General features: G+C 70.5%; 11 protein-coding genes and 1 pseudogene. 1 reads left to right on the top strand and 11 read right to left on the bottom strand.

The window, feature by feature from the left end; genetic code table 11:
- Window positions 1-70: 70 nt before the first annotated feature.
- From ACFY3L_RS27765 to ACFY3L_RS27720, 10 genes and pseudogenes are all read right to left on the bottom strand, one after another.
- Window positions 71-1,828 (bottom strand): ABC transporter family substrate-binding protein, encoded by a 1,758-nt coding sequence (locus tag ACFY3L_RS27765; protein ID WP_389329989.1) that lies wholly within the window; start codon window positions 1,826-1,828, stop codon window positions 71-73.
- Between the two features lie 284 nt (window positions 1,829-2,112).
- Window positions 2,113-3,405 carry an iron uptake transporter deferrochelatase/peroxidase subunit gene (gene efeB / locus ACFY3L_RS27760; protein WP_389330120.1) on the bottom strand — a complete coding sequence of 431 codons (1,293 nt, stop codon included), beginning with the start codon at window positions 3,403-3,405 and terminating at the stop codon, window positions 2,113-2,115.
- 32 nt (window positions 3,406-3,437) lie between these two features.
- Window positions 3,438-4,577 (bottom strand): iron uptake system protein EfeO, encoded by a 1,140-nt coding sequence (gene efeO / locus ACFY3L_RS27755; RefSeq protein ID WP_389329986.1) that lies wholly within the window; start codon window positions 4,575-4,577, stop codon window positions 3,438-3,440.
- 34 nt (window positions 4,578-4,611) lie between these two features.
- Window positions 4,612-5,454, bottom strand: coding sequence for an iron uptake transporter permease EfeU (gene efeU, locus ACFY3L_RS27750; RefSeq protein WP_389329983.1), 843 nt, complete (start codon window positions 5,452-5,454; stop codon window positions 4,612-4,614).
- A 200-nt stretch (window positions 5,455-5,654) separates the two neighbouring features.
- Window positions 5,655-7,145 carry an adenosylhomocysteinase gene (gene ahcY / locus ACFY3L_RS27745; RefSeq protein ID WP_389329980.1) on the bottom strand — a complete coding sequence of 497 codons (1,491 nt, stop codon included), beginning with the start codon at window positions 7,143-7,145 and terminating at the stop codon, window positions 5,655-5,657.
- A gap of 309 nt (window positions 7,146-7,454) precedes the next feature.
- A complete protein-coding gene (gene manA / locus ACFY3L_RS27740) occupies window positions 7,455-8,588 on the bottom strand; it encodes a mannose-6-phosphate isomerase, class I (RefSeq protein WP_389329977.1) in 1,134 nt (377 codons plus the stop codon).
- A 1-nt stretch (window position 8,589) separates the two neighbouring features.
- Window positions 8,590-9,561: a cation diffusion facilitator family transporter gene (locus tag ACFY3L_RS27735; RefSeq protein WP_389329974.1), complete on the bottom strand. Its 972-nt coding sequence runs from the start codon at window positions 9,559-9,561 to the stop codon at window positions 8,590-8,592.
- The gene (locus tag ACFY3L_RS27730) at window positions 9,558-10,766 is read right to left on the bottom strand and encodes an SIS domain-containing protein (RefSeq protein WP_389329971.1); all 1,209 of its coding nucleotides are present in this window, start codon (window positions 10,764-10,766) and stop codon (window positions 9,558-9,560) included. The genes ACFY3L_RS27735 and ACFY3L_RS27730 overlap by 4 nt, the downstream gene beginning before the upstream one ends.
- Before the next feature lie 83 nt (window positions 10,767-10,849).
- Window positions 10,850-11,011, bottom strand: a pseudogene (locus ACFY3L_RS27725) (Trm112 family protein); the annotation flags it as partial.
- Between the two features lie 30 nt (window positions 11,012-11,041).
- Window positions 11,042-12,412 (bottom strand): phosphomannomutase/phosphoglucomutase, encoded by a 1,371-nt coding sequence (locus ACFY3L_RS27720; RefSeq protein ID WP_389329968.1) that lies wholly within the window; start codon window positions 12,410-12,412, stop codon window positions 11,042-11,044.
- A gap of 123 nt (window positions 12,413-12,535) precedes the next feature.
- Between ACFY3L_RS27720 and ACFY3L_RS27715 the strand changes: the two genes are divergently transcribed.
- Complete coding sequence (locus ACFY3L_RS27715) at window positions 12,536-13,513, top strand: cation diffusion facilitator family transporter (RefSeq protein ID WP_389329965.1); 978 nt, start codon at window positions 12,536-12,538, stop codon at window positions 13,511-13,513.
- On the opposite strand, the gene ACFY3L_RS27710 is transcribed toward ACFY3L_RS27715, so the two are convergent.
- Window positions 13,485-14,909, bottom strand: a complete 1,425-nt coding sequence (locus ACFY3L_RS27710) for an aldehyde dehydrogenase family protein (protein WP_389329962.1) — start codon at window positions 14,907-14,909, stop codon at window positions 13,485-13,487. The two genes, ACFY3L_RS27715 and ACFY3L_RS27710, sit on opposite strands and share 29 nt — an antisense overlap.
- Window positions 14,910-14,932: the final 23 nt, after the last annotated feature.

The raw sequence follows: 14,932 nt of genomic DNA, 5'->3' as shown, positions 1-14,932 counted from the left end.
TCCGCTTATTGGCAGGTGCGGGAGGACCCCGGACGCACGCGGCGTCCGGGGTCCCCGTCGATCCGGTGCGTCAGGCCGCTTTCTGGCCCCACTCCTGGATGTTGTACGTCGGGCTCCACTGCGTCGCGTTGTCCCGGATGTTGACGTAGTCCGAGTAGGTGAACGTCAGCGTGGGCTTCTGCGCGATCGGGAGGACATAGGCCTCCTTCGACAGGATCTCGTCGCCCTGGTTGATCAGCTCGGCGGCCTTCTTCGGGTCGAGCGAGCGGGCACCCTCGTTGGTCAGCTTGTCGACCTCGGGGTTGGAGTAGCTGCCGTAGTTGCCGCCGTTGCCGGTGACCCAGTTCTGCTCGGCCGAGCCCTGGTAGAGCGGGCTGCCGACCCAGGCAAAGATGATCATGTCGTAGTCGGCCGTGGAGAGCGTCTTGCCCAGCGTCTCGGTGACCTCGATCTTGATGTCGAGACCGATGTTCTTCAGCGCCGCCTGGACCAGCTCACCGGTCGTGGCACGCAGCTGGTTGCCCTTGGTGTGACGGAAGCGCAGCGGCGGCACGGCCTCGCCGGACTTCGTGATGAGCTTGCCGCCCTCGATCTTGTAGCCGGCGTCGGTCAGGATCTTCTTGGCCTTCTCGACGTCACCGGAGCCCTGACCCGTGGGGGTCACGACGTCCTTGTAGTTCGGGTCGCCGGGGAAGAAGTTGTGGCTGCCGAGCGGCTTCGCGGCCTTGTCGAACACACCGTAGGTCTTGTCGATGACCGACTTGACATTGATCGCGGTGAAGATCGCCTGGCGCAGCGGGAGGTCGGCAAGGTACTTGTTCTTCAGGTTCAGGTCCAGGTGCTCCCACTGGTACCCGTGGCCGATGCGGTAGATGACACCGGGCGTCTCCGCCGCGCCGTTCACCAGCGCCGCGTTCGGCTGCGGCGACATGCCGGTGATCTCCTTGTTCTTCAGGGCCGGGATGACGCTGCCCTGGTCGATGACGAACTTGAAGACGACCTTGTCCAGGGACGGCTTGACCTTGCCGTACCACTTGTCGTTCTTCTTGAGCACCAGCGACTGGTCCTTGTTGAACGTGTCGATGACCAGCGGGCCGCCGGACCAGGTCGGCACGGTCTCGCTGAACCAGTTGGCGGCGCTGTTGACGCCCTCGGGCTTGTTCAGGTCGAAGCCCTGCTTGGTCGCGAGGTGCGCCGGGTACAGGCCGTCGGTGGAGTAGAGGCCCTTCCAGTCGGCGTAGGTCTTGCCGTCGTCGAAGGTCACCGTCACGGTCTTGCCGTTGTCGGAGCCGACGATGCTCTTGATCAGGTCATAGCCGGAGGTGCTGGCGGGCGTGCACTCCGAGCAGTGCTCCTTCTTCCCGGAGTTCTGCTTCCAGCCGAAGACGAAGTCGTCGGCACTGATCGCGGTGCCGTCGTTCCAGACCGCGTCGGCCTTGATCTTGTAGACCACGGTCTGCGGGTTCTGGTTGGTGAGCTCGGCCGAGGTCATGAGGTCCGAGTTGAGCTGGAGCTGCCCGCTCGGGTCGGACTTGTAGACCTGCGGGATGACGCCCGACAGCGCCTGCGAGGCGACGAGCGTGTTGCCCTCTTCAGTGGTGATGTTCCAGCTGGTGAAGCTCTGCTCGAGGCCGAAGATGTATTCACCGCCGGGCTTGGTGTTGCCGCTGTTGCAGGTGTTCGGGCTCTTCTCGCAGTCGGCGAAGCCGGCGTTGGACGTCGGCGTCTCCTTCTTGGTGTCACTCCCGCCACCGCAGGCGGTCAACGTGAGCAGCGAAGCCGCCGCGACCGCGACGAGGCTGGTGAGCCCCTTCGATCTCGTGCGCATGTCTCCTCCAGTCAGGAACGACAGCCCTGGCCACGATGAGTCCGCGGTCGCGGGCACGACCGTGGGCCAACCAGGCTGCGTTGTGGTGCCTAAAGGAAACGACGCGAGGGGCTACCTGCATAGAGGATGTAGAGATTCGTAACTGTCCCGTTATGCGGACTGTTGGCCGACCATTTACCCAACGAATCGGACGTTCTGAAGTGCGGTTGTTACAGATGGTGAAAGTAGATCTTGGCGACTCGCGTCCGAAATATCCGGGAAACATGCCTTCGAATCCGTCGAATCTACGCGAAGAGCGCCCGGCCCCAATAGTCGTCGGCGGCACGGAGGCCCGGAGGGCAGGCGAACAAACCACTTGACACGTGGCGGATGTACTCGTTGAGCGCGTCCTGCCGGGCGAGCCGGGTCTGCATGGGCACGAACTGCTTGCGCGGATCCCGCTGGTAGGCGATGAAGAACAGGCCGGCGTCGAGGCGGCCGAGCCCGTCGGAGCCATCGACGAAGTTGTATCCCCGGCGCAGCAGCCGGGCGCCCTCGTTGGCGTCGGGGTGCGCGAGCCGCACGTGCGCGTCCGCGGCGATGGCCGGCCCGCCGTCCGCGCCCTTCGCGTCGAACTTCGGCAGGTCGAACTCGGCCTTGCCGCCCAGCGGCGCGCCCTCGCCCTTGTCCCGGCCGATGATCGCCTCCTGCTCGCCGAGCGACGTGCGGTCCCACGTCTCGATGAGCATCCGGATCTTCCGGGTGACGACGTAGGAGCCGCCGGTCATCCACTCCGCGCCGTCGCCCGGCTGCACCCACAGCTGCTCCTTGAGCAGCTGGGTGTCCTCGGCCTTCAGGTTGGCGGTGCCGTCCTTGAACCCGAAGAGGTTGCGCGCCGTGACCTGGCCGCGGGAGGTCGACGAGGTGCGGCCGAAGCCCAGCTGCGTCCAGCGGACGCTGACCACCCCGAAGCCGATGCGGGCGAGGTTGCGCACGGCGTGCACCGCCACCTGCGGGTCGTGCGCGCACGCCTGGATGCAGATGTCGCCACCGGAGATCTCCGGCTTGAGCGCATCCTTGGCGAAGCGCGGCAGGTCGGCGAGGGCCGCCGACCGCCTGTCGGCGATGCCGAAGCGGTCCTTGCCGTCGGCGGTGCGGAACAGCGTCGGCCCGAAGCCGATCGTGAGCGTCAGGCCCGACGGCGGCAGGCCGATCGCCTCGCCCGTGTCGTCCGGGGCGGCCTCGGGGGCGCCGGCGACCGCGCCGATGTTGCCGGCGTCGCGGCCCGCGGTCATCCGCGCCGCCGCCATGGTCCACTTCTCCAGCAGCTCGACGAGCTCCGCCTTCTTGTCGGTGATGACGTCGAAGGCGACGAAGTGCAGGCGGTCCTGGGCCGGCGTGACGATGCCGGCCTGGTGCTCGCCGTAGAACGGGATCGCCGCACCCGCGTCGGCGGCCTGCGCCGGGTGGGTGGCGCCGTCGAGCAGGGTCGCTCCGGCCACGCCCGCGGCCGCGGCGCCGATGGCACCCGCGCCGGCGAGGCCGAGCATCTTGCGGCGATCCATCTGGTGTCCTTCCGTCGTCGCGGCCCCGGCCACCCCCGCGAGGGAGCGGCCGGGGCCGGCGGGCACTACTTGGCGGCTACGAGCGGGGCGACCTTGCTGATCGGCTCGGCGAGGGCGTTGATCGCGTCGCCGAGCTGCTTGAGCTCGGCCTCGGACAGCTCGTTGTGCAGCTTCCAGCCGTCGCCCTTGCGGTGCTTGTCGAGCTCGGCCTGCGCGGCGGCGAACTTGTCCTCGAGCGTCTTCGCGAGGGTGGCGTCCTTCTCCTCGATCACCGGCCGGAGCGCGGCGATCGCGGCGCGGGAGCCTTCGAGGTTGGCGGCGAAGTCCCACAGGTCCGTGTGCGAGAAGGTGTCCTCCTCGCCGGTGATCTTGCCGGTGGCGACCTCGTCGAGCAGCTCCTTGGCACCGTTGGCCAGGTTCAGCGGCGACAGCTGCACCTCGTTGGCCTTCGCCACGATCGTCTTGACGTCGGCGAGCAGCTTGTCGGCGGTCGGGCCGGACTTGCTGACGTCCTTGGCGACCCAGAGGTCCTTCTCGATCTTGTGGAAGCCGGTCCACTCCTGGACGGCCTCCAGATCCGCCTCGCGGGCGTCGATGGCCGGGTCGAGGTCGCCGAAGCTCTCCGCGACGGGCTCGATGCGCTCCCAGTACGTGCGGGCGATCGGGAAGAGCGTCTTGGCCTTCTCGATGTCGCCGGCCTTGACCGCGTCGACGAACTCGGTGGTCTTGTCGATCAGCGCGCCGGTCTGGCTCTTCACGTAACGCTGGTAGTCCTGCGTCGCCTGGGCGAGCTTCGCGTCGTCGGTGAGCGGCTTGGTCTCGCCGGTGGCCTTGAAGGCGCCGCGGATGCCCTTGCCGACCATGCCGGGCTTGCAGGCCGTCTCGTAGGTGCCGGCGGGCAGCTCGACGATGAGCTCGCGGCTCAGGCCGGGCGCCACGTTCTCGACCTCGCCCATGATCCGGTCCCCGGCGGCGAAGACGTAGAACTCGGTGACCTTGGCGCCCTTGTTGCTGACCGTGAACGTCACCGGCCCGGACGCGGCCTCGGTCGCGGAGACCTTGCACTCGGTGTCGGTCGCGGTGACGGCGATCTTGCCGTTGCCGGCCGCACCGGGCTTGGCGTCGTCCTTGCTGTCGCCGCAACCGGCGAGGCTCAGCGCCGCGGCAGTGCCCGCGCTCACCGCGATCAGGGCTGATTTACGCATGGTTCTCCTACGGAAGGTGAGGGGTGCGGGCGCTTCAGACGGAGGTGGAGACCGGCGCCGGCGCCGGCTTCGGGGTCTTCTTCAGCAGCGGCAGCAGGAACAGGACGAGGACCGGGATGCCGTAGACCAGCCAGGCGACCGTCTCCAGCACCGTCGGCTGCGGCGTGATGTTGAACATGCCGCGGAGCAGCTCGGCGTACCAGCTGTCGGGCGGCAGCGCGCCGGTCACGTCGTACGCGTGATTGTTGATCCCCGGCAGGACACCGCTCTCCTGCAGGTCGTGCACCCCGTACTTGAAGATCCCGGCGGCGACGAGCACCAGCAGCGCGCCGGTCCAGGTGAAGAAGCGGGTCAGGTTGATGCGGACGGCGCTGATGTAGAGCAGCCAGCCGAGCACGACCGAGGTGAGCAGGCCGAGGCTGATGCCGATCAGCGGCTCGGCGGAGTCCTGCGTGCCCTGGGCCGCGGCGTAGAACAGGATCGAGGTCTCCAGGCCCTCGCGGACCACGGCGAGGAAGGCCATGCCGGCGATCGCCCACGCGCCGACCTGGATCGCCTCCTCGAGCCGCCCGCGCAGCTCGGCGGCCATCCGGCGGGCCATCCGGCGCATCCAGAAGATCATCCAGGTGACGAAGACCACGGCGGCGAACGACGCGCACGCCTCGAACAGCTCCTGCTGCTCGAAGCTGAGGGTCGCCGCGCCCGCCTCGAGGAGGGCGGCGAAGCCGATGGAGAGCAGCGCGGCGGCGGCCACCCCGGCCCATACGAACTTCAGCAGGGGCTTGCGCTCGCTCTTGACCAGGAATGCGACGAGAATGGAGACCACCAGGGTGATCTCGAGCCCTTCACGCAGGCCGATCAGGTAGATGGCGGTCATTCAGGGCTCCGCAGGTTAGCCGAACCTTACTTAGGTCAGCGTTACCTTACCGGCAGGCCGCAGTGTTCTACAAGTTGTAGAAGCGCGAAGGGCCCGGCCGCGTGAACGGCCGGGCCCTTGGTGCTGCTCAGCGCCTACTCGGCGCCGCTTGGTGCCTGCTTCGTGCCTGCTTCGTGCCTGCTTCGTGGTAGCGAGGCGGCTCAGTAGCGGTAGTGCTCGGGCTTGTAGGGGCCCTCGACCGGCACGCCGAGGTACTCGGCCTGCTTCTTGGACAGCTCGGTGAGCTTGACGCCGAGGGCGTCCAGGTGCAGCCGGGCGACCTTCTCGTCGAGGTGCTTGGGCAGCGTGTAGACGCCGACCGGGTAGTCCTCGAGCTTGGTGAAGAGCTCGATCTGCGCGATGACCTGGTTGGTGAAGCTGTTGGACATCACGAAGCTCGGGTGGCCGGTCGCGTTGCCCAGGTTGAGCAGGCGGCCCTCCGACAGCACGATGATCGAGTGGCCGTCGTCGAACTTCCACTCGTCGACCTGCGGCTTGATGTTGATCCGCTTGACGTCGGAGCGCTTGGCCAGGCCGGCCATGTCGATCTCGTTGTCGAAGTGGCCGATGTTGCCGACGATCGCCTGGTGCTTCATCTGCGCCATGTGGTCGGCGGTCAGCACGTCGAGGCAGCCGGTCGCGGTGACGAAGATGTCGGCCGTGGAGACGACGTCCTCGATGGTGGCGACCTGGTAGCCGTCCATGGCGGCCTGCAGCGCGCAGATCGGGTCGACCTCGGTGACGATGACGCGGGCGCCCTGGCCGCGCAGCGACTCCGCGCAGCCCTTGCCGACGTCGCCGTAGCCGAACACGACCGCGACCTTGCCGCCGATCAGCACGTCGGTGGCCCGGTTGATGCCGTCGATGAGCGAGTGGCGGCAGCCGTACTTGTTGTCGAACTTCGACTTGGTGACCGAGTCGTTGACGTTGATCGCCGGGAAGAGCAGCTTGCCCTGCTGGTGCATCTCGTAGAGCCGGTGCACGCCGGTGGTGGTCTCCTCGGTGACGCCCTTGATGCCGGCGGCGACCTTGGTCCAGCGGCCCTTGTCCTCGCTCAGCGAGGTGTGCAGCAGCTGGAGGATGACCGCGTACTCCTCCGAGTCGGCCGTGTCGACCGCCGGGACCGCGCCGAGGCCCTCGAACTCGGCACCCTTGTGCACGAGCAGCGTGGCGTCACCGCCGTCGTCGAGGATCATGTTGGGCGCCTCGCCGTCCGGCCACAGCAGGACCTGCTCGGTGCACCACCAGTACTCCTCCAGGGTCTCGCCCTTCCAGGCGTAGACCGGGATGCCGGACGGGTTCTCCGGCGTGCCCTCGGGGCCGACCGCGATCGCGGCGGCGGCGTGGTCCTGCGTCGAGAAGATGTTGCAGCTGGCCCAGCGCACCTGCGCGCCGAGCGCGGCGAGGGTCTCGATCAGCACCGCGGTCTGGATCGTCATGTGCAGCGAACCGGTGATCCGCGCGCCCCGCAGCGGCTGCGACGCGGCAAACTCACGGCGGATCGCCATCAGGCCGGGCATCTCGTGCTCGGCGAGCTGGATCTCCTTGCGCCCGAAGGCCGCGAGGGAGAGATCGGCCACCTTGAAGTCACCCTCGGCGACGGTCTTCGGGCGGTCTCCCTGGGCGATCCGCGGCGGCAGCGTGCTGGTCATGCAGTCTCCTGGTCTGTGGGCCGGATCTGGATCTGGGCCCGAATGCGAGCCGCGCTGATCGACCAGTCGCGGCCAGGCCCAAAGCGGCGCGACTCTTACGGTACGCGGCAGGCCATCAGGGACGCCCACCGGCCTTTGGACAGCGCACGGGGCGGTGAGATCACTCTCACCGCCCCGTGCTTCCCCCCGGTTTGGCTCCCCCGCGTGAGGCTCAGACTCAACGTCGAACCCTGCGTAGTCAGAACACTACCCTGTGCAGTCGCAATGTCAAGGCAAATCCGGACAAGATGCCGCGCTTTGGGTTGCGTTTTACGGGGTGGCGGCCTGGAAGACGTCGCCCTCGCCGCTGACCGCCAGCTCCCCCCGGGACGCCGGGGCGAAGGCCGCCTGACCGGACTCGAGGGTGACCGGCAACACGCCGTCGTCGACCCGGACCCCGCCGCGCACGCACAGCACGATCCGCGGGCCGCCGCCGGGCAGCCGGACCGCCGGGGTGCCGGCGTCCAGGACCGCCCGGTGCAGGGTGAAGTCGTCGACCGGCACCGGCCAGGTCACGAGGCCCGGCCCGAGCTGCGTGGCACGCGTGACGGGGTCGTCGAGCACCTCGAAGCGCAGCACCCGCAGCAGCTCCTCGACGTCGACGTGCTTCGGCGTCAGGCCGCCGCGCAGCACGTTGTCGGAGGCCGCCATGATCTCCACGCCGACGCCCCGCAGATAGGCGTGCAGGTTGCCCGCTGGCATCCAGACCGCCTCGCCGGGGTGCAGCCGGACCCGGTTGAGCAGCATCGCGACGATGACGCCGGCGTCCCCGGGGTACTGCGCGGCGAGCTCCACGGCCAGGGCGTAGACCCCGCCGCGGCCGGCGCACGCGGCCACGACGTCGTCGACCAGCCCCGCGTCGGGCTTGGCCAGCAGGCCGCGCACCGCGTCGTGCAGGGCGGCGGCCTTGTCGTCCTGGCGCAGCGCGCCGATGGTCTCCTCCAGCCCGGCGACGCCGAGCGCGGCCAGGTCCGCCGCGGTGACCGCCGGGTCCCGGAAGCCGCACAGCGCGTCGAACTCGGTGAGCGCGACCAGCATCTCCGGCTTGTGCCACGCGTCCACGTAAGACGGGTGACCCGCCGCGTGCGCCTCCCGGGCCTGGGCGAGCGTCGGGTGCGCCTGCAGCGACAGCGGCTGGGCCGCCGCGAGGATCTTCAGCAGGAAGGGCAGCCGGGCTCCGAAGCGCTCGACCCCGGCCGCGCCGAGCAGGCCCACCGGGTCCGTGGCGATCGCGTCGGTGAGGGGCGTGCCGCTCACCGCGAGGTGGGACGGGCTCCCGGGGTGCGCGCCCATCCACAGCTCCGCCTCCGGCTCTTCCGTCGGCGCCGGGCGGCCCTGCAGCGCGGCGATCGCGGTCTGCGACCCCCACGCGTACTTGCGGATCGGACTATCGAGCAGCTCCACGCTAGTGCGCCTCCGCGGTGTCCGTCAGGTCCGTCAGGTCCGGCGCTGAGGCCGGCTTGCCTGCCTGGTAGATGTCGGGCTCCAGGTAGATGATGCGGGCGATCGGGACCGCCGCCCGGATCCTGGCCTCGGCCGCGTCGATGCCACGGGCGACCTCGCCCGCGGTCTCGTCGTGCCGCACCGCGATCTTCGCCGCGACCAGCAGCTCGTCGGGGCCCAGGTGCACGGTGCGCATGTGGATCAGCGACTCGACCTCGGGCCCCGCGACGATCGCCGCCCTGATCTGCGCGATCTGCTCCGGGGTCGCGGCCTCGCCGACGAGCAGCCCCTTCATCTCGATCGCGAGAATGGCGGCGACCACGATGAGCAGGACGCCGATGGCGGCCGTGCCGATGCCGTCCCAGACGCCGTCGCCGGTGATCAGGGTCAGCCCGACGCCGAACAGCGCGAGGACCAGGCCGACGAGGGCGGCGAGGTCCTCGAGCAGGATGACCGGCAGCTCCGGCTGCTTCGCCCGGCGGACGAACTGCCACCAGCTGGCGTCACCCTTGATCTTCTTGGTCTCCAAGATGGCGGTGCGGAAGGACAGGCCCTCCATGACGATCGCGACGACCAGCACGGCGACCGGGACCCACTGCCACGTGTCGATCGGCTCCGGGTGGCCGATCTTGTGCCAGGCCTCGTACAGCGCGAAGACACCACCGACGAAGAACAGCACGACCGCGACGACGAACGCGTAGACGTAGCGCTCGCGGCCATAGCCGAAGGGGTGCTCGGCGTCGGCGCGCCGCTTGGACTGCCGCCCGCCGAAGAGCAGCAGCCCCTGGTTGCCGGAGTCGGCGACGGAGTGGATCGCCTCGGCGAGCATCGACGACGAGCCGGTGAGCGCGAACGCCACGAACTTCGTGACGGCGATGCCGAGATTCGCGAACAGGGCCGCGACAACGGCCTTCGTCCCACCCTCTGCGCTCATGGACTGACCAGCTCCTTCATCTCCGAGACCGCGGGCACGGCCATCGGGTCGAAGCCGTGCGCGAGTCCAAGATAGATCGAAGCGAAGTCGGGCACCGCGACGAGAGACGCAAGTCGCTCCAGGGCCGAGCCGCCCTCGGCGGTGATCAGGCTCACCCGCACGCCGCGGCGCTCGGCGAGCTGCTGGACCGCCTCGGCGCGCTTCTCCTCGACGGCCGAGGGCTCGCCGTCGGCCTCCTCCTCGTCCGCGGAGAGGCCGCCGTCGCGCAGCAGCACCAGCCGCAGCCGGGTCACCGACTCGTCCTCGTCGGACGGGTCGGCGAAGATGTCGCGGCCCGCCTCGGCCAGCCCGCCGTAGACGCCGTCGAGCAGGCCGACCCTGCCGCGGCCCGCCTCGCCGAGGGCGCCGGCGACTGCCGGGTAGCGGGCGTTGGCGGCGAGGGTGTCGCCGAAGCGCCGGGCCGCGACGTTCGCCAGCGGCGAGGAGCCCCACACGATCGGCACGGACCGGGCCAGGTCGAGCGCGAGGCTCTTGCCCGGGTTGACGAACGACTCGAGGGTCATCCGGCACCGGTCGGCGTCGGCGTCGAGCCGGGAGGCCGTCTCCGCGAAGTCCGCCTCGTTGACCTTGACCAGGCCGAGCTGCCGGCCGGCGAGCAGCACCGGCACGGCGAGACCCCACAGGCTGGCGCGGGCCGGCGCCCGGCGCGGCACCGGGATGAACGGCGCCCGGAAGCGGTCGGCGAGCGCGTGCAGCTGCGTGTCGGGGGCGCCGATCGCGACGAGCCGGGCACCGCGGCGGCCGGCGGCCTCGGCGGCCGCGAGGGCCTCCGGGGAGCGGCCCGACGCGGACACGGCGATGACGACGTCGGCGGCGCCGACCCAGCCGGGGATGCCGGCGCTGCGGTGCGCGAGGACCGGCACCGGGCAGCGGGGGCCCGCCACCGTCTCCAGGATGTCGCCGGTGCGGGCGGCGGTGCCGACCCCGGCGACGACGACCGCCCGGGGGCGGCCCTCGTCGGCCAGGGCGCTCAGGTCGGTCTCCGCGGCGAGCGCCGCCGACTCGCGGACCTGGGCGCCGGCCGACGCGGTGGCGCGCAGCATGCCGCCCGGGTCGTTGCGCTCCAGCGCGGCGGCGTCGTCGAGCAGCGACAGGTCGATCTCGCGATGGCCGCGGACGCCCGCGGTGCCTTCGAGCGGGTTCACGCGGCACCACCTTCGGTGAGAGGGGCGGCACCACCGGTGACCGGGCCGCCGTCTTCGGGGAGCTGGACGCCGCCTTCGGGGAGCCGGGCCTCGTCGAGCAGGAGGACGGGGATGCCGTCCCGGATCTCGAAGATCCGGCCGCAGGACGTGCAGGTCAGCGTCTGCGCCGCCGCGTCGAGCGTGAGCTCGGCGTGGTGCTCGTCGGGGCAGCGCAGGATGGACAGCAGGGCGGGGTCGACGGACACGTCTGATCCAACTCCTTCTAGCAGCGTTCGTCAGCGGCGGATGACGGCAAGCATTTCATCGCGCAGGGCTGCCATCCGCTCGGCGGTCGGCGCCTCAACGTTAAGCCGCAAAAGAGGCTCCGTGTTGGACGGGCGCACGCTGACCCAGCTGCCGTCGGGAAAGTCCAGCGTGATCCCGTCGAGGTGGTCGACCGGGACCGGATACGCCGCCTGGATCTCGGCCAGCTTCGCGGCCGGGTCGGCGACCGTGGAGTTGATCTCCCCGGAGTCCGCGTAGCGGACGTAGTCCTTGGTCAGCGCCGACAGGGGGGCGGCCTGCCCGCCGAGCATCGCGAGGGTGTGCATCGCGGCGAGCATGCCCGTGTCGGCGCCCCAGAAGTCGCGGAAGTAGTAGTGCGCGGAGTGCTCGCCGCCGAACACCGCGCCGGTCCTGGCCATCTCGGCCTTGATGAACGAGTGCCCGACGCGGGTGCGCACCGGGGTGCCGCCGTGCTCCCGCACGATCTCCGGCACGGCCCGCGAGGTGATGAGATTGTGGATGATCGTGGCGCCGGGCGCCTTCGCCAGCTCCCGCACCGCCACCATCGACGTGATCGTCGAGGGTGAGACGGCCTCACCCCGCTCGTCGACGACGAAGCAGCGGTCGGCGTCGCCGTCGAAGGCCAGGCCCAGGTCGGCGCCGGTCTCGCGGACCTTCGCCTGCAGGTCCACCAGGTTGGCCGGCTCCAGCGGGTTGGCCTCGTGGTTGGGGAAGGAACCGTCCAGCTCGAAGTACAGCGGGACGATCGTCAGCGGCAGGCCGTCGCCGAGCACCGCCGGCACCGTGTAGCCGCCCATGCCGTTGCCCGCGTCGACGACGACGGTGAGCGGGCGGATGCCGCTCAGGTCGACCAGGCCGCGCAGGTACGCCGCGTAGCCGGCCAGCATGCCGCGCTGCTCGATCCCGCCCTCACGCCCGCCGGCCGGCGGCTCACCGCGGCCTTCCAGGATCGCCTGGGCCCGCTCGCGGATCTCGGCGAGACCCGAGTCCTGCCCGACGGGCTTCGCACCCTGCTTGCAGAGCTTGATGCCGTTGTACTGGGCGGGATTGTGACTCGCCGTAAACATGGCACCGGGGAGGTCGAGCGTGCCGGAGGCGAAGTACAGCAGGTCCGTCGAGCCCAGCCCCGCCTCGACGACGTCGGCGCCCTCAGCCCGTACACCTGCCGCGAACGCCGAGGCGAGCGCCGGACCCGACTCGCGCATGTCGTGCGCCGTCACGACGCGCTCCGCGAACTCTCCCCGGCTACGCAGCGTCTGCACGAACGCGCGGCCGAGCGCCGCCGCGACCGGCTCGTCGAGCTGATCGGGCACGGTCCCCCGCACGTCGTAGGCCTTGACGATCCGGCTCAGGTCGATCACAGTCCGTGCTCCTGTCGTGGGCGCTGGTCCTACCGCGAAGCCTAGTGCCGCAAAGTTCGGCACACGTGTCAGTCCGGAGTTGCCGGTGTTAGTTCATGTCTCCAGTGTGGTACAGGGGGAGACATGGCCGAGGAAGGGAACTCCACCAGGGCGATCATCGCCGCGTTCGCCGCCAACCTCGGCATCGCCGTCAGCAAGTTCGTCGCGTTCCTCTTCACGGGTTCCTCGGCGATGCTGGCCGAGGCCGTGCACTCGGTGGCGGACACCACCAACCAGCTGCTGCTGCTGGTCGGCGGCCGCCGCGCCAAGCGGGAGGCGTCGCCGCTGCACCCGTTCGGCTACCAGCGCTTCCGCTACTTCTACGGGTTTCTGGTGACGCTCGTCATCTTCCTGGTCGGCGGCGTCTTCGCGCTGTTCGAGGGGTACGAGAAGCTGCACTCCCCCGAGCCGGTCGAGTCGCCGGTGTGGGCGTTCGCGGTGCTCGGCGTGTCGATCGCGCTGGAGTCCTTCTCGCTGCGCACGGCGGTGCACGAGGCGCAGCCCGAGCGGCGGGGGCTGCCCTGGCTGCGGTTCATCAGGACCACCCGCTCGCCGGAGCTGCCGGTGGTGCTGGCCGAGGACTTCGGCGCGCTGACCGGCCTGTTCTTCGCCGTCGTCGGCATCACCCTCGCCGTCGTCACCGGCGACGGCCGGTGGGACGCGGCCGGGACGATCGCGATCGGCATCCTGCTCGTCGTCATCTCGATCACGCTGTCGATGCGGATGCGCAGCCTGCTGATCGGCGAGTCCGCCGACCAGGAGACGCTGCGGCGCATCGAGGCGGCCGTCGAGCCTTTCGTCGAGCGGCTGATCCACCTGCGCACCATGCACCTCGGCCCCGACCAGCTGCTGATCGCTGCCAAGGTCGCGTTCAGCCCCGGCGAGACGGTGGCGCACGCCGCGGAGGCGATCAACCGGGCCGAGGCGCGCATCCGCGAGGACCTGGACGACGAATGCCTCATCTTCCTGGAGCCCGACGTCTGGGACCAGCGCCTGCACGAGACGGAGGCCAAGCCGCCGGGCTCCGCGGCCGCTACAGCTGCAGACCCGTCAGCACCATGACGCGGTCCTCGGTGTAGTCGGTCATGGCGCTGGCGAGGCCCTCGCGCCCGACGCCGCTGGCCTTGGCGCCGCCGTAGGGCATCTGGTCGGCGCGGTAGCTGGGGACGTCGCCGACGACGATGCCGCCGACGTCGAGCACCCGGTGGGCCTCGAAGGCGCGGTCGAGACGGCGGGTGAAGACGCCGGCCTGCAGCCCGTACTGCGAGTCGTTGACGGCGGCGAGCCCGGCCTCGTCGGACGCCACCCGCTCGAGCACGAGGACGGGGCCGAAGACCTCCTCGCAGACGACCTTCGCGTCGCGGGGCACGTCGGTCAGGACCGTCGGGGCATAGGAGGCGCCGTCGCGGGTGCCACCGGTGAGCAGCTTCGCGCCCGCCGCGACGGCCTCGCCGACCCAGGACTCGACCCGCTCGGCGGCGTCCCGGCTGATCATCGGGCCGACGTCGGTGGCGTCCTCCCACGGCGAGCCGGTCACCTGCGCCTCGACCGCCGCGACCAGGCGCTCGGTGAGCGTGTCGAAGTGCCGGTCGTGGACATACACCCGCTGCACCGCGATGCAGCTCTGCCCTGCCTGGTAGTTGGAGAACGTCGCGACGCGGGTCGCGGCCCAGTCGAGGTCGTCCCAGTCCTCACAGACCAGGACCGCGGCGTTGCCGCCGAGCTCGAGCGTGACGTGCTTGCGGGGCACGGCCTCGCGGATCCCCCAGCCGACCGGGCCGGAGCCGGTGAAGGACACCACCGGCAGGCGCGGGTCGGCGACCAGGGCCGGCGCCCGGTCGTTGGGGATCGGCAGGACCGACCACATGCCTTCGGGCAGGTCGGTCTCGGCGAGGATCTCGCCGAGCAGCAGCGCGCTGAGCGGGGTCGCCGGCGCCGGCTTCAGCACGATCGGCGCGCCGACCGCGATCGCCGGGGCGACCTTGTGCGCGACCAGGTTCAGCGGGAAGTTGAACGGGGCGATGCCGAGCACCGGCCCCTTCGGCACGCGCTTGACCAGGGCGATCCGGCCGGTCGCGGCGGGGTCGGTGTCGAGGCGCTGCACGGCGCCGGAGAAGCGGCGGGCCTCCTCGGCGGCCCAGCGGAACGTGGACACCGCCCGGCCCACCTCACCCCGGGACCACTTCAGGGGCTTGCCGTTCTCCCCCGTGATCAGCCGGGCGAACTCCTCCGCGCGCTCCTTCAGCCGGGCGCTCACGTGGTCCAGCGCCGCGGCCCTGACGCTCGCCGGGAGGGCGGCCGCCTGCCTCTGGACGGCGGCGGCCGCCGCGACCGCCTCCTCGACCTGCGCCGGGGTGGCGTTGGCGGTGCTGCCGACCACGCGGCCGTCGAACGGGTGGCGGATCTCGACGACGTCGTCGCTGCTCGCCGGTCGGCCGGCGATGAAGAACGGGGTCACACTGAAAGCCTACGCCGCTTCAC

The organism is Dactylosporangium sp. NPDC000521 (assembly GCF_042898305.1).
Lineage (GTDB): Bacteria > Actinomycetota > Actinomycetes > Mycobacteriales > Micromonosporaceae > Dactylosporangium.
Note: the sequence above shows the minus strand (reverse complement) of the source record. Positions and strands in the feature narration are given on the sequence as shown.

Coding starts and splice junctions, on each gene's coding strand:
- efeU (WP_389329983.1), bottom strand. CDS start 5,454: ATGACCGCCATCTACCTGATCGGCCTGCGTGAAGGGCTCGAGATCACC.
- ahcY (WP_389329980.1), bottom strand. CDS start 7,145: ATGACCAGCACGCTGCCGCCGCGGATCGCCCAGGGAGACCGCCCGAAG.
- ACFY3L_RS27765 (WP_389329989.1), bottom strand. CDS start 1,828: ATGCGCACGAGATCGAAGGGGCTCACCAGCCTCGTCGCGGTCGCGGCG.
- ACFY3L_RS27715 (WP_389329965.1), top strand. CDS start 12,536: ATGGCCGAGGAAGGGAACTCCACCAGGGCGATCATCGCCGCGTTCGCC.
- efeO (WP_389329986.1), bottom strand. CDS start 4,577: ATGCGTAAATCAGCCCTGATCGCGGTGAGCGCGGGCACTGCCGCGGCG.
- ACFY3L_RS27735 (WP_389329974.1), bottom strand. CDS start 9,561: ATGAGCGCAGAGGGTGGGACGAAGGCCGTTGTCGCGGCCCTGTTCGCG.